19 protein-coding genes are annotated in these 18,175 nt (G+C 69.1%); 5 read left to right on the top strand and 14 right to left on the bottom strand.

From position 1 onward, the window contains the following. Positions 1 to 35: 35 nt before the first annotated feature. From DMB80_RS22600 to DMB80_RS22580, 5 genes are all read right to left on the bottom strand, one after another. A complete protein-coding gene (locus tag DMB80_RS22600) occupies positions 36 to 917 on the bottom strand; it encodes a polysaccharide deacetylase family protein (RefSeq protein ID WP_111511913.1) in 882 nt (293 codons plus the stop codon). Between the two features lie 63 nt (positions 918 to 980). After that, positions 981 to 2,294 carry a PhoH family protein gene (locus DMB80_RS22595; RefSeq protein WP_111511912.1) on the bottom strand — a complete coding sequence of 438 codons (1,314 nt, stop codon included), beginning with the start codon at positions 2,292 to 2,294 and terminating at the stop codon, positions 981 to 983. Positions 2,295 to 2,506: 212 nt separating this feature from the next. Beyond that, positions 2,507 to 3,334, bottom strand: a complete 828-nt coding sequence (locus tag DMB80_RS22590) for an acyl-ACP desaturase (RefSeq protein ID WP_111511911.1) — start codon at positions 3,332 to 3,334, stop codon at positions 2,507 to 2,509. A 64-nt stretch (positions 3,335 to 3,398) separates the two neighbouring features. Then, positions 3,399 to 4,862, bottom strand: coding sequence for a glycine hydroxymethyltransferase (locus DMB80_RS22585; RefSeq protein WP_046362005.1), 1,464 nt, complete (start codon positions 4,860 to 4,862; stop codon positions 3,399 to 3,401). Between the two features lie 106 nt (positions 4,863 to 4,968). Next, a complete protein-coding gene (locus DMB80_RS22580) occupies positions 4,969 to 6,177 on the bottom strand; it encodes a DUF885 domain-containing protein (protein ID WP_111511940.1) in 1,209 nt (402 codons plus the stop codon). A gap of 30 nt (positions 6,178 to 6,207) precedes the next feature. Here DMB80_RS22580 and coaA point away from each other — a divergent pair, with 30 nt between their 5' ends. Beyond that, positions 6,208 to 7,146, top strand: a complete 939-nt coding sequence (gene coaA, locus DMB80_RS22575) for a type I pantothenate kinase (RefSeq protein ID WP_048422938.1) — start codon at positions 6,208 to 6,210, stop codon at positions 7,144 to 7,146. Here the strand turns inward: coaA and DMB80_RS22570 are convergent. From DMB80_RS22570 to DMB80_RS22560, 3 genes are all read right to left on the bottom strand, one after another. Continuing rightward, the gene (locus DMB80_RS22570; RefSeq protein ID WP_111511910.1) at positions 7,143 to 7,559 is read right to left on the bottom strand and encodes a hypothetical protein; all 417 of its coding nucleotides are present in this window, start codon (positions 7,557 to 7,559) and stop codon (positions 7,143 to 7,145) included. The two genes, coaA and DMB80_RS22570, sit on opposite strands and share 4 nt — an antisense overlap. 144 nt (positions 7,560 to 7,703) lie before the next feature. Next, positions 7,704 to 9,053: a hypothetical protein gene (locus DMB80_RS22565; protein WP_111511909.1), complete on the bottom strand. Its 1,350-nt coding sequence runs from the start codon at positions 9,051 to 9,053 to the stop codon at positions 7,704 to 7,706. 9 nt (positions 9,054 to 9,062) lie between these two features. Next, positions 9,063 to 9,854 (bottom strand): (2Z,6E)-farnesyl diphosphate synthase, encoded by a 792-nt coding sequence (locus DMB80_RS22560; protein WP_111511939.1) that lies wholly within the window; start codon positions 9,852 to 9,854, stop codon positions 9,063 to 9,065. A gap of 55 nt (positions 9,855 to 9,909) precedes the next feature. Here DMB80_RS22560 and trhA point away from each other — a divergent pair, with 55 nt between their 5' ends. Continuing rightward, entirely contained in the window at positions 9,910 to 10,647 is a 738-nt protein-coding gene (gene trhA / locus DMB80_RS22555; RefSeq protein WP_111511908.1) for a PAQR family membrane homeostasis protein TrhA, read from the top strand. A 27-nt stretch (positions 10,648 to 10,674) separates the two neighbouring features. Here the strand turns inward: trhA and DMB80_RS22550 are convergent, their stop codons facing one another. The 4 genes from DMB80_RS22550 to mca are packed head-to-tail and all read right to left on the bottom strand — an operon-like array spanning position 10,675 to position 14,233. Further along, the gene (locus tag DMB80_RS22550; protein WP_111511907.1) at positions 10,675 to 11,046 is read right to left on the bottom strand and encodes a nuclear transport factor 2 family protein; all 372 of its coding nucleotides are present in this window, start codon (positions 11,044 to 11,046) and stop codon (positions 10,675 to 10,677) included. 11 nt (positions 11,047 to 11,057) lie between these two features. Then, positions 11,058 to 13,073, bottom strand: coding sequence for a thioredoxin domain-containing protein (locus DMB80_RS22545; RefSeq protein ID WP_111511906.1), 2,016 nt, complete (start codon positions 13,071 to 13,073; stop codon positions 11,058 to 11,060). Continuing rightward, positions 13,051 to 13,356, bottom strand: a complete 306-nt coding sequence (locus DMB80_RS22540) for a hypothetical protein (RefSeq protein WP_111511905.1) — start codon at positions 13,354 to 13,356, stop codon at positions 13,051 to 13,053. The genes DMB80_RS22545 and DMB80_RS22540 overlap by 23 nt, the downstream gene beginning before the upstream one ends. A 4-nt stretch (positions 13,357 to 13,360) precedes the next feature. Beyond that, complete coding sequence (gene mca / locus DMB80_RS22535) at positions 13,361 to 14,233, bottom strand: mycothiol conjugate amidase Mca (protein ID WP_111511904.1); 873 nt, start codon at positions 14,231 to 14,233, stop codon at positions 13,361 to 13,363. 117 nt (positions 14,234 to 14,350) lie between these two features. Between mca and DMB80_RS22530 the strand changes: the two genes are divergently transcribed. The 3 genes from DMB80_RS22530 to DMB80_RS22520 all read left to right on the top strand — a co-directional run bounded on the left by DMB80_RS22530 (position 14,351) and on the right by DMB80_RS22520 (position 16,240). After that, positions 14,351 to 14,785: a DUF4307 domain-containing protein gene (locus DMB80_RS22530; protein WP_205538847.1), complete on the top strand. Its 435-nt coding sequence runs from the start codon at positions 14,351 to 14,353 to the stop codon at positions 14,783 to 14,785. Positions 14,786 to 15,068: 283 nt separating this feature from the next. Continuing rightward, positions 15,069 to 15,563 (top strand): transcription elongation factor GreA, encoded by a 495-nt coding sequence (greA, locus tag DMB80_RS22525; RefSeq protein ID WP_111511902.1) that lies wholly within the window; start codon positions 15,069 to 15,071, stop codon positions 15,561 to 15,563. A gap of 5 nt (positions 15,564 to 15,568) precedes the next feature. Continuing rightward, entirely contained in the window at positions 15,569 to 16,240 is a 672-nt protein-coding gene (locus tag DMB80_RS22520) for a GOLPH3/VPS74 family protein (protein ID WP_111511901.1), read from the top strand. Here the strand turns inward: DMB80_RS22520 and DMB80_RS22515 are convergent. Next, the gene (locus tag DMB80_RS22515; RefSeq protein WP_046362016.1) at positions 16,237 to 17,409 is read right to left on the bottom strand and encodes a cystathionine gamma-synthase; all 1,173 of its coding nucleotides are present in this window, start codon (positions 17,407 to 17,409) and stop codon (positions 16,237 to 16,239) included. The genes DMB80_RS22520 and DMB80_RS22515 overlap by 4 nt on opposite strands. A 99-nt stretch (positions 17,410 to 17,508) precedes the next feature. After that, on the bottom strand, positions 17,509 to 18,175 hold a 667-nt coding region (locus DMB80_RS22510), incomplete at its 5' end, for an RDD family protein (RefSeq protein ID WP_111511900.1).

Genomic DNA, 18,175 nt, shown 5'->3' with positions numbered 1-18,175 from the left:
AGTTTGCGTCTGGTCGCGGGACCTACGCGCCGGACCTACGCGCCGTTGTTCGGACCGCCTGAGTTCTGGCCCGGGATGTCGGTGATCGGGAAGTTCGGCATCGGCGCGGGCGACGGCGTCGCCGGCAATGGCGGGATCTGACCGGCCGGCAGGTCGACGAGACCGTTGACGGGCGGCCCGTTGTCGCGGCTGCCGTACACCGTGCCCGGCTGGCGCGGTCCCAGCATGCGGCTCACCGTCACCAGGTGGTAGTCGTTGGCTTTCAGTACCGGAATGAACTGCTCCACCAGATCCACAGTCGAGGAGTAGGTGTCGTGCATCAGCACGACAGAGTTGGGCTTGACCTGGCTCATCAGCAGCGCCCTGGTCGCCGCGGTGTTGCTGTCGTTGGCCCAGTCGAACGGGATGACGTCCCAGTTGATGTCGGCCAAGCCCTGCCGGCCTGCCTCCGCGAGCACCGCGTCGTTGACCAACCCACCGGCGGTGCGCGACAACGAGGGCCGCACTCCGGTGGCAGCGACGATCGCGTCGACACCCTTGCTGAACTGCGCAGCGATGTCCTCCGGCGGAATCGTCGTCATGTTCGGATGTTCCCAGGTGTGGGTGCCGATCTCCATGCCGGCGTCGGCGATCCGCTTGGCGCCCGCGGGGTTGGCGGCCACCTTGTTGCCGATCAGAAAGAACGTGGCGTCCGCGTTGTTGGCGCGCAGGATCGACAGCAACCGGTCGGTGAACGGCGTCGGACCGTCGTCGAACGTCAGCGCGACGCACTTGACCTGAGCACAGTCCACGTCGTCGGCATTGGCGGGCCGCACGTGACCGGTGAGCCCACCGACGAGGAGGACGGCCACCGCCGCGGCCGTCCCGAGAACGGTCCGGCCATAACGCCAGGTCAAGCTGTCGGAACGCCTACGCACGTCGGGCAGCCTACCGTGCGAATCTGGCACGCCGCCCAGCGCGCGGCGTGCCAGATCACAGGGTCACGGCAGGGCGCCGGGGCTGATCTCCTCCAACATCTCGGTGACCAGCGCCGCGATCGGCGAGCGCTCGCTGCGCAGCAGCGTGATGTGGGCGAACAGCGGGTGCCCCTTGAGCTTCTCGATCACCGCGGCGACACCGTCGTGCCGGCCGACCCGCAGATTGTCCCGCTGCGCGACGTCATGGGTGAGCACCACCCGCGACCCGCTGCCCAGCCGCGACAGCACTGTGAGCAGCACGTTGCGCTCCAGCGACTGCGCTTCGTCGACGATCACGAACGAGTCGTGCAGCGACCGGCCGCGGATGTGGGTCAGCGGCAGCACCTCAAGCATGCCGCGCGAGAGCACCTCCTCGAGCACCGCGGGAGAGGCCAGCCCCTCGAGGGTGTCGAACACGGCCTGCGCCCACGGCCCCATCTTGTCGCTCTCGCTGCCGGGCAGATAGCCGAGATCCTGGCCGCCGACGGCGTACAGCGGCCGGAACACCACGACCTTGCGTTGCGTGCGCCGCTCGAGCACAGCTTCCAGACCGGCACACAGGGCCAGCGCGGACTTGCCGGTGCCGGCCTTGCCGCCGAGAGACACGATGCCGACGGACTCGTCGAGCAGCAGATCCAGAGCCACGCGTTGTTCGGCTGACCTTCCCCGGAGGCCGAACACCTCGCGGTCCCCACGGACCAATTGCACCCGCTTGTCCGGATTGACCCGGCCCAGCGCGTGAGAGTTGCTGCCCAGCAACCGAACTCCGGTGTGGCAGGGCAGATCCCGAGCCTCTTCGAGGTCGATCTCCCCGTCGGCGAACAAGCCGTCGACGTCGTCGGAGGTGACCTCCAACTCGGTCATCCCGGTCCAGCCGGACGTCACGACGTCCTGGGCGTGGTATTCGTCGGCCAGCAGGCCCACCGCGCCCGCCTTGACCCGCAGCGGGATGTCCTTGCTGACGAGGGTGACCTGTTTGCCCTCGGCGGCCAGGTTGGCGGCGACCGTCAGGATCCTGGTGTCGTTGCTCTCGGTGCGGAAGCCCGACGGGAGCACGGTCTGATCGCTGTGGTTGAGCTCGACATGCAGCGTTCCACCTTGTGCCCCAACGGGAACCGGCTGATCGAGCCGACCGTGTTCCAGACGCAGATCGTCGAACATCCGCAGCGCCTGGCGGGCGAACCAGCCGAGCTCGTGGTGATGGCGTTTGGCCTCGAGTTCGCTGATCACCACCAGCGGAACCACGACCTCGTGCTCGGCGAACCTCGTGATGGCCCAGGGATCGGATAGCAGGACGGAGGTGTCGAGAACGTAGGTCCGGATGGGAGAATCGGTCACGTAGCGCTCCTCGAGGCTGCGCGAGTTCGCGGAGCCCCGGCGCGAACATCTCGGTGGACGCGGGCGCGGCCGAAAGGACCGGGGCCGGTCCTTTCGTCGAAACGATTCGGACCGCCCGGACAGCAGAGCAATTCGCTAGCCATCGAAAACGACGCTACTCCCGCGCGGGCATCCGCGCCGCGCAGGCGCGCCGTGCCGAGGCGGCTGCCCCGTTACGAGCTGATGAACTCCGCGAGACGCGGCTCGCCGCTCACGCCCCATGCCGCGAGCGAGTCGGCGACGACCTGCTGCAATGCAGCCCGGTCGAAGATGCCTGCCTCGGCGACGGTGGCCACCTTGTCGGCATAGGCGTCGATGTCGCCGCCGACGACATCAAGGGCCGCGGCGCGCGTGGCGATCGCATCGACGGTCTCGTCACGCAGGGAGCTCAGGCAGTGGGCGACCAGGGCGGTGAAGAACTCGGTGTGGCGTTCCTCGTCGCGGGCGATCTTCTCCACCAGGCCGCGCAGCACCGGCTCGTCGGTCTCGGCGGCCAGGTTGCGGCAGAACACGGCGTGGGCGCGTTCCCACATCGCCATGAACGCCAGCGTCTCGATCTGGCTGTAGCTGTCGGCGCGGTAGCCCTTCATCACGTGCTCGACGCGCACGTCCTCGTTGGCCGACGGGTCGACCTCACGGGTGACGACGAGGTAATTGCGCAGCGCGACGGCGTGCAGGTGCTCCTCGGCGGTCCAGCGGCCGAGCCACCGGCCCCACTTGTCCTCGAGGATGAAGTGCTCGACCAGCTCGCGGTGGTAGCCGGCGAGGTTGTCCTTGGTGATCAGCAGGATCTCGACGGCGTCGGTGACCTTCTTGGGCAGCGTCACATCGGAAGCGTCCCAATCCCGGCCGCCGAGGAACGCGTAGTTCTCGCCCTGGTCGAAGGGCACATAGTCGTGAGCGAACCAGGCGTCCTCGGTGTCGAGGTGACGCCTCAGCTGCTCCTCGACGACGGGCTCGAGTTCGAGGGTCAGCGCGTTAGCGACAGGTTTCTGTGCCATGCAGTTACAGTAACCCAATTCTGTGGGGATCGAAAAATTCCCCGGCCGTGTCGCGGGCCTTCGTCTAGAGCGTCAGACCCGGGTAGAGCGGGTTGGCCTCGAGCAGCTCAGCCGCGGCGGAGCGCACCCGGTCCGCGGTTCCGTCGGCCAGCGTGTACTTGGCCTTGGACGGGCCGTTCGGCCCCGCGGCGGGCTGGGTGTTGGACAGCACCTCGACCACCAGCTCGGCCACCCGGTCGAACTCGTCGGCGCCGAATCCGCGCGTGGTCAGCGCGGGCGTGCCGAATCGGATACCGCTGGTGTACCAGGCGCCGTTGGGGTCCGCCGGGATCGCGTTGCGGTTGGTGACGATGCCGGAGTCCAACAGGGCCGACTCGGCCTGGCGGCCCGTCAGCCCGAACGACGTGACATCGAGCAGCACCAGGTGGTTGTCGGTGCCACCGGTGACGAGCGAGGCGTCCCGCTTGACGAAACCGTCGGCGAGCGATTGCGCGTTGTCGGCGACCGCCTGGGCGTAGGTGCGGAACTCCGGCTGGCGGGCCTCGGCGAGGGCGACGGCCTTGGCGGCCATCACGTGCGAGAGCGGGCCGCCGAGCACCATCGGGCAGCCCTTGTCGACCGCCGGCGCGTACTCCTCGGTAGCCAGCACCAGGCCGCCACGCGGGCCGCGCAACGACTTGTGCGTCGTCGTCGTCACCACGTGCGCGTGCGGCACGGGATCCTCGTCGCCGGTGAACACCTTGCCCGCCACCAGGCCGGCGAAGTGCGCCATGTCGACCATGAACGTCGCGCCCACCTCGTCGGCGATCTCGCGCATCTTGGCGAAGTTGACCCGGCGCGGGTACGCCGAGTAGCCGGCCACCAGGATCAGCGGCTTGAACTCGCGCACGGCCGCGGCGACGGCGTCGTAGTCGATGAACCCCGTCTCGGGGTTGGTGCCGTACTGGCGCTGGTGGAACATCTTGCCCGAGATGTTCGGCCGGAACCCGTGGGTGAGGTGCCCGCCGGTGTCCAGCGACATGCCCATCAGCTTCTGGTTGCCCAACTTGGCGCGCAGCGTCTCCCAGTCGGCTTCGGACAGATCGTTGATGTGCTTCGAACCGAGCTCGGCCAGGCCCGGGGTCTCGACCCGGGTAGCCAGGATCGCCCAATAGGCCACCAGGTTCGCGTCGATGCCCGAGTGCGGCTGCGCGTATGCGTACGACGCCCCGAACAGCTCGCGCGCGTGCTCGGCGGCGAGCGCCTCGACGGTGTCGACGTTCTGGCAGGCCGCGTAGAAGCGGTGCCCGACGGTGCCCTCGGCGTATTTGTCGGAGAACCAGGTGCCCATCGTCAACAGCACGGCGGGCGAGGCGTAGTTCTCGCTGGCGATCAGCTTCAGCGAATGCCGTTGGTCGTCGAGTTCTTTGCGGGTGGCCTCGGCGATACGCGGCTCCACGCTCTCGATCACCCGTAGCGCGGCGCGGTAGGCCTCGCTGGCGGTGTCGGCGTATTCGATGCCCTGACCTTTGGCGGAGGTGGCAGTCATGGTGTCGAGCCTAGTCGGCGACGAGCCCGCCCGGAAAACCCGGCGAGTGTGCGCCCTCATACGCCTGACCCGGCGAGTCGCGGATGAAACCGCACAACCGGCGGGGTCAGGCGGTCCGCAGCGATGACGGGATCAGCGGCTCGTCAAGCAGGGTGGTGAACCGCTGCGTCAGCGTGACGCCGTCGGGCCGGTCGTCGAGCCAGCGGCGCAGCAGCCGGTACCCCTCGACGTAGGTGCTGGTGTAGGCCCGCCACAGCGGCGACGACAGGAACCGCAGCATCTGGCGGGCGCGGTCGTCGTCGACGAGCAACCAGCGCTTGAGGAAGGCCACGACGTCGTCGACGTCGCGGTGCTCGTCGTGCAGCATCAGCGCCGCGTCCTGCCGGACGTCGGCCAGCGCGGCCGTCGCCTCCGAGATGGTCTCGGCCCGTGCGCCGTCGAACCGCAGGCCCAGATCGGCGTAGATCTCGGCGGCCCAACTCCCCCAGCCCGACCCGACGGCGGCGTAGAGCGCCAGATCGGCCAGGCCTTCGGCCATCAGGCACTGCGGGGTGTTGACCAGGAAGATCGTCTGCTCGGCCTGACCTTTGGCCTCGACGAGCCCGGCCTCTTTGCGGCAGTGCTCGGTGTGATGGCCCGGGTAGGACTCGTGGGCGACCAGCCGTGGCAGGTTCGCCATCTGCTGCTTGAGGTCGGCGTTGACGGCGACCGTGGACCGGTAGTCGCCGAGGTAGTAGTTGAAGCCCGACCACGGTTTGTCGCCCACCACCTCGTAGGTGATGGTCTCGCGCTCCGGCAGCGGGAACGCGGCGCGGACGTTGTCGCGCAGCGCGCTGGAGAACGCGTGGATGGCCTCCTCGAGCCGCGCCGGCGGGATCTCCTCGGCCGCGCGGTGGGCGGCGATTCGCTCGGCCAGCGGGCCGGTGCCGCCGAGTGCGTCGTCGAGCTTGACGTGCGCCTCGCGGTAGCGCTCGGGATCGCCCTTGCTGATGCGGACGTCGAAGTAGGCCTCGACCTCGTCGACGAACCCCACCTTCTCCCCGGCGAACGTGCGTGCCGCGCACTCGAGGGCCCGCAGGTGCGCGCCCACGAACGCGGCGCGATCGTCGTCGAGACCGGCGGGCAGTTCGCCGAGCAACCGGCGCGCATCACGCGCCAGGTCGGCGGGGTCGGGTGCGGGCTCGTCGGCCACCGCACGGCGCAGCGCGGGGTCACCGGTGAACGAGTCGACGTAGCCCTCCTCGATGCGATCGAAGCGCAACCCGAGCATCAGGTAGTCGCGCACCAGCGTGTCAGAACCAGTACCGGCGTCCATGGTCACCACGCTAACTGCAAGACTGTGCCCATGGCTCGGCTGAGCGAACCCAGCCCCTACGTGGAGTTCGACCGACGTCAGTGGCGGGCACTGCGGATGTCGACCCCGCTGAAGCTGACCGAGGACGAACTGGTCCGGCTACGGGGTCTCGGCGAGAAGATCGACCTGCTCGAGGTCGAAGAGGTCTATCTGCCGCTGGCGCGGTTGATCCACCTGCAGGTGGCGGCGCGGCAGGCGTTGTTCTCCACGACCGCCGACTTCCTCGGTGAGCCGCAGCAGAATCCGGACCGGCCGGTGCCGTTCGTCATCGGCGTGGCGGGCAGCGTGGCGGTCGGCAAGTCCACCACCGCGCGTGTGCTGCAGGCGCTGCTGGCCCGCTGGGAACATCACCCCCGCGTGGACCTGGTCACCACTGACGGCTTCCTCTATCCCAACGCCGAGTTGTCGCGTCGAAACCTGATGCACCGCAAGGGTTTTCCAGAGTCCTACGACCGCAGGGCCCTGATGCGCTTCGTCACCGCGGTCAAGTCGGGCGCCGACGCGGCGTGCGCCCCGGTGTACTCACATCTGCTCTACGACATCGTGCCCAGCGAGAAGCAGATCATCGCCCACCCGGACATCTTGATCCTGGAGGGTCTCAACGTTCTGCAGACCGGGCCGGCGCTGATGGTGTCGGACCTGTTCGACTTCTCGGTGTATGTCGACGCCCGCATCGAGGACATTGAGAACTGGTACATCTCGCGGTTCCTGTCGATGCGGGCCGGCGCGTTCGCCGACCCCGCCTCGCACTTCCACCACTACTCCACGCTGACCGACGAGCAGGCCGTGTTCGCCGCCCGCGACATCTGGAATTCGATCAACAGGCCCAACCTGATGGACAACATCCTGCCGACGCGTCCGCGCGCCACGTTGGTGCTGCGCAAGGACGCCGACCACTCCATCAACCGGCTGCGGCTGCGCAAGCTCTAGCCGCGAGCCCTGATGCGGCGCACACCCTGGAACTGCAGTTCGGCCATCACGAGCGTGTAGACGCCCGTGCCGAGGAACAGCGCCACACCGGTGGTGGTCAGCGGCCACACCCCGGCCAACACCACGATCACGGTGGCCACGGTGAACACCAGGTTGCCGGCGGCCAGCACCGCACCGGCGGTGCGAATGCGCGGCCGCGACGCGAACACCAGCACCGCGATGGCGAACACGACGAACGACGCACCCGTCACGTACTCGACGGTCGGTGTCGTGCCGGACACGCGGGCGACGGTGGGTGCGAGGATCAGCAGCTTTATTCCGGTCAGGCCGCTGCAGACGGCGTCGGCGCGCATAGCGAAGCGCAGCAGTGAGTCGCTCGCCGCGCCGAGGCGGGAGGAGACGGTGGCGGTCATGACGGGTTCCTTTCTCGATGGACGACCGGTACCGGAGCCGACGCCGTAACCTCTTCCGACGGCGACTCCGGTACCTGCCATGACGGTGCGCCGATGTCGGTGCCACATCGACACCGAACGCTGCCAACTACTGCCAGCCGCAGGTCAGCGCACGTCGACGAGGCTGCTCTTGAGGTCGGTGGCGATGACGCGCGCGGCCGCGTTCTGCCAGTTGTGCAACGAGCGCTGCGGCACCTCGGTGGCCAGCCACTGCCACGCCCGGCGGGCCACCGGGTCCAGGCCGGCGGCGGTCGCGTTCTGCGCGTAGGCACGGACGCCGACGACGTAGGGGAAGTACAGCGCGTTGTAGTGCCGCCACGCCTCGGTGGTGCCGAAGTCGTTGCCGTCGCGGGGTTTGAGACCGGCGATGCGCTCGGCCAGCAGGGCGCGCAGTTCGTTGGCGCGTTCCAGTGGTCGATCGGATGCCCCGCGCCGCATGAGGCGCTCGTCGATGATCGGCAGCGCAGTCAGCGGGCTCGCGACGAGCTTGGACAGGTCCGCGTAGTGCCCCAGTGCGCGACGCGTCACGCGTACGAACGTCTCGTCGTCCATGTCGTCGAGGGGGCTGGCCGCGCGGCGCGGCAGTGCCGCCTCGGTGCTGCGCAGCGCGGCGCGTTCGGCGCTCAGCGCGGGTGTCCGGGAGAACGCCAGCCGGTCCAGGAGGCCGGCCAGCGGGTCGGCCAGCACGTTGACCGTGATCGCGACCGCCAGGCTGGTGAACAGCAGTACGACCAGTGTGGCGCCCGGCCCCGAGACGGCCACCCCGAGCAACACCTGACCGCCGAACAGAACCGCCACCGCCGCGGTGCCCAGCGCCGATCGAAGCATGTCCTTGCGCAGTGCCTGGCCCTCGTCGAAGGCGTCGCCGAGTGCGACCGCGACGCCGAGCAGGACGACGTCGCACCCGGTCGAGGCGAGCGCGAGCCAGCTCGGAACCAGACCGAGCGGGATGACCAGGATCGCGTTGCCGAGCGCGAAGAAAAGCGTGGCGACGACGACGAAGCCGACGACGGGGCGGGGCTGGTGACGACGCAGGACCGCGGCCAGCAGCGCGCCCACGGCCGGGATGGAGACCGCGGCCAACAACACCCAGTGACCGAGGCGCAGCGGCCCCTCGACATCGCCGGCCATCGCGGCTCCGGTGGCGGCGACGACGGCCGCAGCGCCGACGAGAGCGGCTTCCCGGCCCCGGCCGCGCACGCAGTCCCGCGGGCGCGACATCTCCAGCAGGACGGCGAACCACGCCACCCCCGGCACGGCGACGAGATACACCTCGATCCGGCCGAGCGCGTCGACGCCGGCGCCCGTGCGGACCGCGTCGAGCGCCACCACGGCGGCGAAGCCGGTGAGGCCGACCGCGGCGAGCACCAGCACCGGTTTGCGCGGATCGCGGGCCAGCAGATAGAGGCCCAGCCACCAGCTCAGTGCGAACACCGCGGCGGACAGGCCGAGCATCACGGGCCCCTAGCGCCCGTAGCGGCGGTGCCGGGCGCTGTAATCGCGCAGAGCCCGCAGGAAGTCGACCCGCCGGAACTCGGGCCAGTACGCCTCGGTGAACCACATCTCGGAGTACGCGCTCTGCCACAGCAGGAACCCCGACAGGCGCTGCTCGCCGGAGGTCCGGATGACCAGGTCGGGGTCTGGTTGGCCGGAGGTGTAGAGGTTCTCCGAGATCGCCTCAGCGGTGACGGCTTCGATCAATCGGTCCCCGGTGGCGCCGTCGGCCATCGCCTTGCTCAACAGGGCACGGACCGCGTCGACGATCTCCTGCCGGCCGCCGTACCCGACGGCGACGTTGACGTGAAACCTCCCGCCGTTCGCGTCCGTCGACTGCACGGCCTCGCGCACCCGGCGGGCGGGTTCCTCGCCGATCAGAGCGAGATCTCCCACGGTGCGGACGGTCCACTGGTTGGCCGGCGCGCAGATCTCCTCGACGACATCGGTGATGATGTCGATCAGGGCCGCGAGTTCATCGGCGTCGCGCTGCAGGTTCTCGGTGGACAGCAGGTAGACCGTCGCCATCTCGATGCCGGCTTCGGCGCACCAGCGCAGCATCTCCGCGATCTTCTCCGCGCCCGCGCGATAGCCGTACGCGACGTCGTCGTGACCGAGTTCACGGGCCCACCGACGGTTGCCGTCGCACAGCACCGCGATGTGGCGTGGGAGCTCGGATTTCTGCCGGGCCAACCCCTGGCGCAGCCGCATCTCGTAGAGCCGGTAAGCCGGTTCCTTGAGCCGCGGCGGAATGAGGTCCACGATGATCCAGACTACTGTGGCCCGTGGATTGTCCACGCCAGTCAGCGGAGGTGAAATGCCGACATCTCTCGAGCCCTGGTACACCGCCGACACGCCGCGGGACCCCGAGGATCTACCCGAGGCGGTCGCCGAAGGCGTCGCCCAGTTCCTGGGCCGGCCGCGGCTGCGGGGGTGGATTCACGTCTACTCCGCGGTGATTGCCGTCATCTGCGGTGCCACGCTGGTCGCGGTGTCGTGGTCGATGAAGTCCACGCAGGCGGGTCTGGCGACGCTGGTCTACACGCTGACGATCGTGGCGATGTTCACCGTCAGCGGGACCTACCACCGGGTGACGTGGCAGTCGAAGACGGCGCGCACCTGGATGAAGCGCGCCGACCATTCGATGATCTTCGTGTTCATCGCCGGCAGCTACACGCCGTTCGCTGTGCTCGCACTGCCCGAGGACAGCGGTCGGGTGCTGCTCTGGATCGTGTGGGGCGGTGCGCTCGCCGGGGTGCTGCTGAAGATGTTCTGGCCGTCGGCGCCGCGATGGGTGGGAACGCCGCTCTACATCCTGCTGGGCTGGGTGGCGGCTTGGTTCATCGGTCCGATCATGCAAGGCGCCGGGGTGGCCGCGGTGGTGCTGCTGATCGTCGGTGGCGCGCTGTACAGCATCGGCGGTGTGCTCTACGCGTTGAAGTGGCCCAACCCGTGGCCGACGACCTTCGGTCATCACGAGTTCTTCCACGCCTGCACGGCGGTCGCGGCGATCTGCCACTACATCGCGATGTGGTTCGCCGTCTTCTCGGGCTGAACCCTTCCCCCAGAACGACAGCGCCCCTTACAGCGGGGTGATGTTCTCCTGGCTCCAGTAGGCCTTCATCGACGTGATCTTGCCGTCGCCGTCGAACACCATCACCTCGATCGGCTCGATCCGCATCGCACCGCCCACGGTGATCGCGAACGTGAACGCGGCCTCGTGCCCACCCGCACGGAATGTCAGCAGCTCGGTGGTGATGTCGTGATCACCTTCCATGCCCTTGTAGAACCCGGCGATGGCCTGCCGGCCGATGTGCACTTCCCCGCACCCGACCGGATCCTCCAGCGTGGCGTCCTCGGCGTAGAGCGCCGCGACATCCTCGGCCTTGCCGTTGGCGACCGTGTCGAGGTAGCGCTTGACGAAACCTTGCAGGACGTCGGGCTCGAAGCTCATGAGCCGCAACGCTACACGGACGGACCCAGCGCGGCGGCGAGATCGTCCGCTGTGCGGACGGGCAGATCGCACACCCGCCCGCGGCACACGTACGCGGCATCCTTGAGTCCGTCGATGCCGGCCACCCGCGGCCGGTCTCGCAGCAGTTCCGAACCGTCGGCCGGGCCGCCGACGACGATCGCGCCACCGGGCGCGAGCACGCGAGCGGTGGCCAGCAGATCCGACGTCGACGGGTCGTCGCACGACACCGCGATCTGGATCGGGCCGCGCACCGCGGCTTCGGCGATCGCCAGCCAGTGCCCGGCCGAACGGGGCGCGCCGGTGATCACCGGGGCGGCTGCTGCGAGCGTGGCGTCGAACGCATCGGCGTAGCGGGCCGCCCGGTCGGACGGGACGAGGTGCGCCGCCAGCATGAGCGCCTCTGCGAGCAACGACGCCCCGGACGGCGTGGCCCCGTCGAACGGATCAGCCGGCCGCACCAGCAGCTGCTCGGCATCGTCGGCGACGTCGTACCAGCGGCCCGCGTTGTCCGGATCCGCGAAGTGGTCCAGCGCCAGGTCGAGCACCTCGGTGGCTGACTCCAGCCACCGCTGCTCGCCGCTCACCTGGTGCAGCGTGAGCAGTCCGGTGGCCAGCGCCGCGTGGTCCTCGAGGATCGCCGTGCCGGGCCCGACGACGCCGCCCAGGCTGGTGCGGCGCAGTCGTCCGTCGCGCAGGTGCAGATCCAGCAGCGCGTCGGCGCACGCCGCGGCGGCGTCGATCAGCTCGGGCTCGGCCAGCGCGACGCCGGCTTCGCACAGTGCGGTGATCGTGAGGCCGTTCCATGCGGTGACGACCTTGTCGTCACGCTCCGGCTGTGGACGCTCGGCGCGCACCGCGCGCAGCGCGGCCCGCACGGCGGCGAACCGTTCGGCGTCGACGGGATCGGTACGCAGCTGCAGCACCGACGCGTCGCGCTCGAAGGTGCCGGCGTCGGTCACCCCGAAAACCCCTGCAGCCCAAGCAGCGTCGTCACCCGGCGCGTCGCGCAGCTGCGCCGGTGTCCACACGTACGTCGACCCCTCACGTCCGGCGGCATCGGCATCCAGCGACGAGACGAACAGGCCGTCGCGGCGCAGATCGTCGAGCAGGAATCTCGCCGTCTCCCGAGTCACTCTGAGCGGCAACGGATCACGAGAGCGTCGCGCCCAGTGCGCATACACGCGCAGCAGCAGGGCGTTGTCGTAGAGCATCTTCTCGAAGTGCGGCACCACCCAGGCCTCGTCCACGCTGTAGCGGGCGAATCCACCGGCCAGCTGGTCGTAGAGGCCGCCGCGCGCCATCGCCTCACCCGCGCGGACCGCTGCCTGCAGGGCCCCGTCCGCACCGGTGCGTTCGTGATGGCGCAGCAGTGCCTCCAGCAGAGCCGACGGCGGAAACTTCGGGGGTCCACCGAAACCGCCGTGCACCGCGTCCTCATCGGTGAGCACCGCATCGATCGCGCCGTCACACACCTCCGCGGTCACGGGTGCGCCCCCGGGCAGGCCGCCGACCACCGCCTGCAGTTCGCCCGCGATGTGCGCCGAGGCCTGCTCCACCTCGGCGCGGCGCTGATGCCACGTCTCGCTGACGGCCGAGAGTAGTTGCAGGAAGGTCGCTTTCGGGTAGTAGGTGCCGCAGAAGAACGGGCGGCCGTCGGGGGTCAGGAAGCACGTCATCGGCCAGCCGCCCTGCCCGGTCAGCGCCACCGTCGCGGCCATGTAGACCGCATCGAGGTCGGGCCGCTCCTCCCGATCCACCTTGATGCAGACGAACCCGGCGTTGGCCACCGCGGCCACCTCAGGATCGGCGAACGATTCGTGGGCCATCACATGGCACCAGTGGCACGCGGCGTAGCCGATGGACAGCAGGATGGGAACGTCGCGCGCGGCAGCCTCGGCCAGCGCCTCGGCGCTCCACTGCTGCCAGTGCACCGGGTTGTCGGCGTGCTGGCGCAGATAGGGGCTCAGGGCCGCCCCGAGGGTGTTACGTGCCGGCGTCGGGCTCACGGCGCGCCGCCGGATCCGCCGGGTTTCCGGCGGCCAGATCGGGATCGGCGTCGGGGGCGCCGGTGTCCTCGGCGTCGGTATCGGCGTCGGTGTCGAACGATGCCGGCACCTTCTTCAGATGCCGATTCATCGACCACACCAGTCCGAAGACCGCGATCAGCAGCACCACGATCACGATGAGGCCGAACGGGCTGGCCTTGCCGAAGTCGGGTCCGCTCTGCTGCGGCGGGTTCTGGGCCAGGATGTCGACGGCCAGAGCATGGAGGGACACGGCGGTCACCATGGATTCAGTTCCGCCCCTCGATACCGGTGAACAGATCGGTCTCGGGCAGCGACACCGGAACGCGGGACCGGGCGAGCTCGAACTCCTCGGTGGGCCACAGCCGCTGCTGCCACTCCATCGGGGTGGTGAAGAAGAAGCTCTTCGGGTCGATCTGGGTGGCGTGCGCGAGCAGCGCTTCGTCGCGCTGCTGGAAGTACTTCGCGCATTCGATGCGCGTGGTCACCCGGTTGGCGGACAGGTCGATCTCCGGATCCCAGCTTTCCAGCCACTTCGCGAAGGGACCCTCCTGGCCGTTCTTGGCGAACTCGTCTTGCAGCACCTGCATGCGCTGCCGCAGGAAGCCGTGGTTGTAGTAGAGCTTGTGGGCCGCCCACGGCGTGCCGGCGTCCGGGTAGAGCAGGTGGTCGGCGGCCGCCTCATACGCCGCGACCGACACCTTGTGGCACATGATGTGGTCGGGATGGGGATAGCCACCGTTCTCGTCGTAGGTAGTGATCACATGCGGCTTGAAGTCGCGGATCACCCGGACCAGGGCCTCGGTGGGTACCTCGAGCGGTTCCAGCGCGAAGCACCCTTCCGGCAGCGGCGGCAGCGGGTCGCCCTCGGGCAGGCCGGAGTCGACGAAGCCCAGCCAGTGATGCTCGACGCCGAGGATGGCAGCCGCCTTGGCCATCTCCTCGCGGCGGATCTCGGCCATCCGGCCGTGCACCTCGGGCAGGTCCATCGCCGGGTTCAGGATGTCGCCGCGCTCGCCGCCTGTCAGCGTCACCACCATCACCCGCACGCCCTCATCGACGTAGCGGGCCATCGTCGCCGCGCCCTTGCTTGACTCGTCGTCGGGGTGCGCGTGCACGGCCATCAACCGCAGTTCGCTCAACAGTTCCCTCTTAGCTGCTCACCTGGATGGACACTCACGGTCGAATTCAACACATCCGACACGTCCTATAGTTCCAGTCCTAGTACACCCATCCGAACGACGGGCATGCAAAACGTGATGACCGACAGTCCCCTCGACCGTCCTGCGTCGCGCTACGGCGCGCCACAGCGCAGCCGACGCACCCGCCGATGGGTCATCGTGGGCCTGTTCGCGGCGGTCGTGGTGCTCGGTGTGACGATCGCCGCGGTGGCGTACTCCCGGCTGGGATCGCCGGAGGTCAAGGGGGAACTGGGCGGATACCGCGTCGTCGACGACCGCACCGTGGAGGTGACGGCGAGCATCACCCGCGACGACCCTTCTGCGCCGGTGGTGTGCATCGTGCGGGCCCGGTCCTACGACGGTGACGAAGTGGGCCGCCGGGAGCTGCTGGTCGCGCCGTCGACGACCGAGATCGTCCAGATCCGGACGACGGTGACGACGTCTCGGCCGGCGGTTGTCGGCGACGTCTACGGGTGCGGTACCGACGTGCCGTCGTACCTGGTCGGCGGGTAGGGCGAGCAACAACGGATCGTCCCGCAACCAACCGCGGACTGCGAAAACATGAAAATCGGGTGGCCGCCCGGTGCTATCATGGCTGAGTACACGGTTCCTGCTGGGGCCGTGTATTGCTGCATTTGAGCGCCGTTACGACGATCACGACAGATGAGTTGCGACAACGGGCGGATGCGGCAATACACGCTGATACACGCTGGTTCCTCAGCACCGCCCCGGCACCGTGCCCGAGAACTTTTCACGCGAGAAGCGCTGAAAGCGACGACGACAGGAGCGCGCCGATATGACTGACACCCAGGTCACCTGGCTGACCGAAGAGGCGTTCGACCGGCTGAAGGCCGAACTCGACCAGCTGATCGCCAACCGCCCCGTCATCGCGGCCGAGATCAACGACCGCCGCGAAGAGGGCGACCTGCGCGAGAACGGCGGCTACCACGCCGCCCGTGAAGAGCAGGGCCAGCAGGAGGCCCGGATTCGCCAGCTGCAGGAGTTGCTCAACACCGCGAAGGTGGGCGAGGCACCCAAGCAGTCGGGCGTCGCGCTGCCCGGTTCGGTGGTCAAGGTCTACTACGACGACGACGAGAGCGACACCGAGACGTTCCTCATCGGAACCCGCCAGGAGGGCGTCACCGACGGCAAGCTCGAGGTGTACTCCCCGAACTCTCCGCTGGGCGGCGCGCTGCTCGACGCCAAGGTGGGCGACACGCGGACCTACACCGTGCCCAACGGCAACACCGTGAAGGTCACGCTGGTCTCCGCGGAGCCCTATCACGGCTGACCGGCGTGGCGCAGATCGCTGAAGAGCTGTTTCTGCTCCTGGTCGACAACGCATCCGGCCAACCCGGCCTCGATGACACGCGGCGCGCTCATGCGCTGGCGGCCGCCACCCTGCTCGATGTGGCGTACGCCTGCCGGGTGCGCCCTGCGGTGGACGGCGAGGCGGCACCGCCGGGAACTCTGGTGGCGCTCGCGGCTGCCGGCCCGGTCGATCCGTTGACCGCACCGGCGGTGGACTACATCGGCAGAGCCCCGCGACGGCCGGGCCAGGCGATCAAGGTCCTGGGTCGGTCGGCCGAACACCGGTTGGCCGAACACTTGGAGCGGACCGGCCAGATCCGTCGGGTCGCCGTGCGTACCAGCGCTCTGCGACGACGCACGAGTACCTCGCCGACCGACCGCCGCCGGGTGGGACCCGCCCGCGACGCGCTGCTGGCGGCGCTGTTCGAGCGACGGCCCCCCTCCGCCGCGACCGCGGCGATCATCACCGTGCTGCATGCCGCCGACGGCCTGGGGGCGCTGCTCAGCCTCAACGACCGCGGTTGGCGGTGGGTGCACGCCCGGGCCGGCGAGATCGCCGCCGGCAGTTGGCTGGACGAGTCGCCGACGGGGCTGGCCGAGGTCAACCTCGCCGTCACCGCGTCGGCGGTGCGGCAGGCGCTGGCAGAGCTGACCTAAGCGAGCGCCTGTTCGACGTCGCCGAGCAGGTCCGCCACGTCTTCGATACCGACCGACAGGCGAACCAGATCGTCGGGGACTTCGAGCTGCGAGCCCGCGGTCGAGGCGTGTGTCATCGCCCCGGGGTACTCGATCAGCGACTCCACGCCGCCGAGCGACTCGGCCAGGATGAAGATGTCGGTGCGCGCACAGAAGTCGCGTGCAGCCTGCGGGCCGCCCTTCAGCCGCACCGACACCATCCCACCGAACCCGCTCATCTGCCGGGCCGCGACGTCGTGGTGCGGGTGGTCTGCCAGCCCCGGGTAGAGGACGGTCTCCACCGCGGGATGTCCCGTGAGGAATTCGGCGATGGCTGCGCCGTTCTCGCTGTGGCGCTGCATCCGCAGCGGCAGCGTCTTGAGGCCGCGGATCGTCAGGTACGCGTCGAACGGGCCCGGTACCGCGCCGGCGCCGTTCTGCAGGAACGCGAAGGCGTCGTCGAGAGCCTCGTCGTTGGTCACCAGCACGCCGCCGACGACATCGGAGTGTCCGCCGATGTACTTGGTGGTCGAGTGCAGCACGATGTCGGCCCCGAGCAGCATGGGCTGCTGGAGTGCCGGTGAGGCGAAGGTGTTGTCCACCAACACTTTCGCGCCGCGTTCGGCGGCCAGCGACGCGATGCCGGCGATGTCGGCGATCGAGAGCAGCGGGTTGGTCGGCGTCTCGACCCAGATCAGCTTGGTGCGGTCGGTGACCGCTGCCCGCACCTTGTCGAGATCGCCGAGTGCCACCGCGGTGTAGCTGATCCCCCACTGCGTGAACACCTTGTCGATGAGCCGGAAGGTGCCGCCGTAGGCGTCGTCGGGGATGACGAGGTGATCTCCCGGCCGCAGGACCGCGCGCAGCGCGCAGTCGGTGGCGGCCATCCCCGAGCTGAACGCGCGAGCATGGGTTGCGGATTCGACTGCAGCCAAGGCGGATTCCAGGGCCGCTCGGGTCGGGTTGCCGGTACGGGCGTACTCGAAGCCGCCGCGCAGCCCGCCGACCCCGTCCTGGGCGAACGTCGAGCTGGCGTAGATCGGGGTGTTGACCACGCCGGTGGCCGGATCGGGCCGGTAGCCGGCGTGGATGGCCTTGGTCGCCGGTCCCAGTGCCCGGAAGTGCTCGGACGCGCTGCGCTGCTCACTCATGCTGCCACGGTAGCCCTGGGGACCGTCTCGCTGTCGACCCGGCACCGGGGCGCAGCGATCGGCGCCGGCGCATCCCAGCGCCGGCGCCGATTCCCTGGCTCAGTAGTGGTGCGTCGGCTGCTGCCCGTGCTGCCCCTGCGGGGTGGTGGGGAGGCACACCGTGGTCATGATCTTGTCGGCGAGCGTCTGACGCTTGCCGTCCCACAGCGGGAAGAGGTACCCGATGTAGCAGATGATCGTGTCCACGGTGTGGGCCAGTTGGCGGACCACGGACAACCCGAAACCGATGGGCTGGAAGGTCTTTTCGCTGACGACCTTGAACTTCATCACCGACTTGCCGATGCTGGAGCCCGTCGTGCCCTGCCGGTAACCGTAGTTCCAGATCACGTAGGCGAAGGTCAGCACCGACGCCAGGATGCTCACTGTCGCGCCGAGAGCCGACGGTTCCGACGTGCAGGCGTAGCCGCCGTTGATGTTCTCGCAGTTGTTGTCGCCGGTGAGGATCGCGATGCCCTGTCCGAGCCCGACCAGGATGAACACCGGGATGTAGTCGATGAACCAGGCGGCAACGCGAGTCAACCAGGAGGTGTAGGCCTCCTTGGGCAGGGCGGGCGCGGCCTGCGGGTAACCGCCCTGCTGCGGCGGCGGGAATCCGCCGGGCGGGTAATTGCCTTGCGGCGGAGGCGGATACCCTCCGGGCGGGGGCGGCGGCTGGTAGCCACCCTGGGGGGTCGGCTGGCCGCCGCCCCCGCCCGCGCGGCGGGTC

It is taken from the genome of Mycobacterium kyogaense, from assembly GCF_003254575.1.
Lineage (GTDB): Bacteria > Actinomycetota > Actinomycetes > Mycobacteriales > Mycobacteriaceae > Mycobacterium > Mycobacterium kyogaense.
Note: the sequence above shows the minus strand (reverse complement) of the source record. Positions and strands in the feature narration are given on the sequence as shown.

Coding starts and splice junctions, on each gene's coding strand:
- DMB80_RS22590 (WP_111511911.1), bottom strand. CDS start 3,334: ATGGCACAGAAACCTGTCGCTAACGCGCTGACCCTCGAACTCGAGCCC.
- DMB80_RS22585 (WP_046362005.1), bottom strand. CDS start 4,862: ATGACTGCCACCTCCGCCAAAGGTCAGGGCATCGAATACGCCGACACC.
- DMB80_RS22580 (WP_111511940.1), bottom strand. CDS start 6,177: ATGGACGCCGGTACTGGTTCTGACACGCTGGTGCGCGACTACCTGATG.
- coaA (WP_048422938.1), top strand. CDS start 6,208: ATGGCTCGGCTGAGCGAACCCAGCCCCTACGTGGAGTTCGACCGACGT.
- DMB80_RS22570 (WP_111511910.1), bottom strand. CDS start 7,559: ATGACCGCCACCGTCTCCTCCCGCCTCGGCGCGGCGAGCGACTCACTG.
- DMB80_RS22565 (WP_111511909.1), bottom strand. CDS start 9,053: ATGCTCGGCCTGTCCGCCGCGGTGTTCGCACTGAGCTGGTGGCTGGGC.
- trhA (WP_111511908.1), top strand. CDS start 9,910: ATGCCGACATCTCTCGAGCCCTGGTACACCGCCGACACGCCGCGGGAC.
- DMB80_RS22550 (WP_111511907.1), bottom strand. CDS start 11,046: ATGAGCTTCGAGCCCGACGTCCTGCAAGGTTTCGTCAAGCGCTACCTC.
- DMB80_RS22540 (WP_111511905.1), bottom strand. CDS start 13,356: ATGGTGACCGCCGTGTCCCTCCATGCTCTGGCCGTCGACATCCTGGCC.
- DMB80_RS22530 (WP_205538847.1), top strand. CDS start 14,351: ATGACCGACAGTCCCCTCGACCGTCCTGCGTCGCGCTACGGCGCGCCA.
- greA (WP_111511902.1), top strand. CDS start 15,069: ATGACTGACACCCAGGTCACCTGGCTGACCGAAGAGGCGTTCGACCGG.
- DMB80_RS22515 (WP_046362016.1), bottom strand. CDS start 17,409: ATGAGTGAGCAGCGCAGCGCGTCCGAGCACTTCCGGGCACTGGGACCG.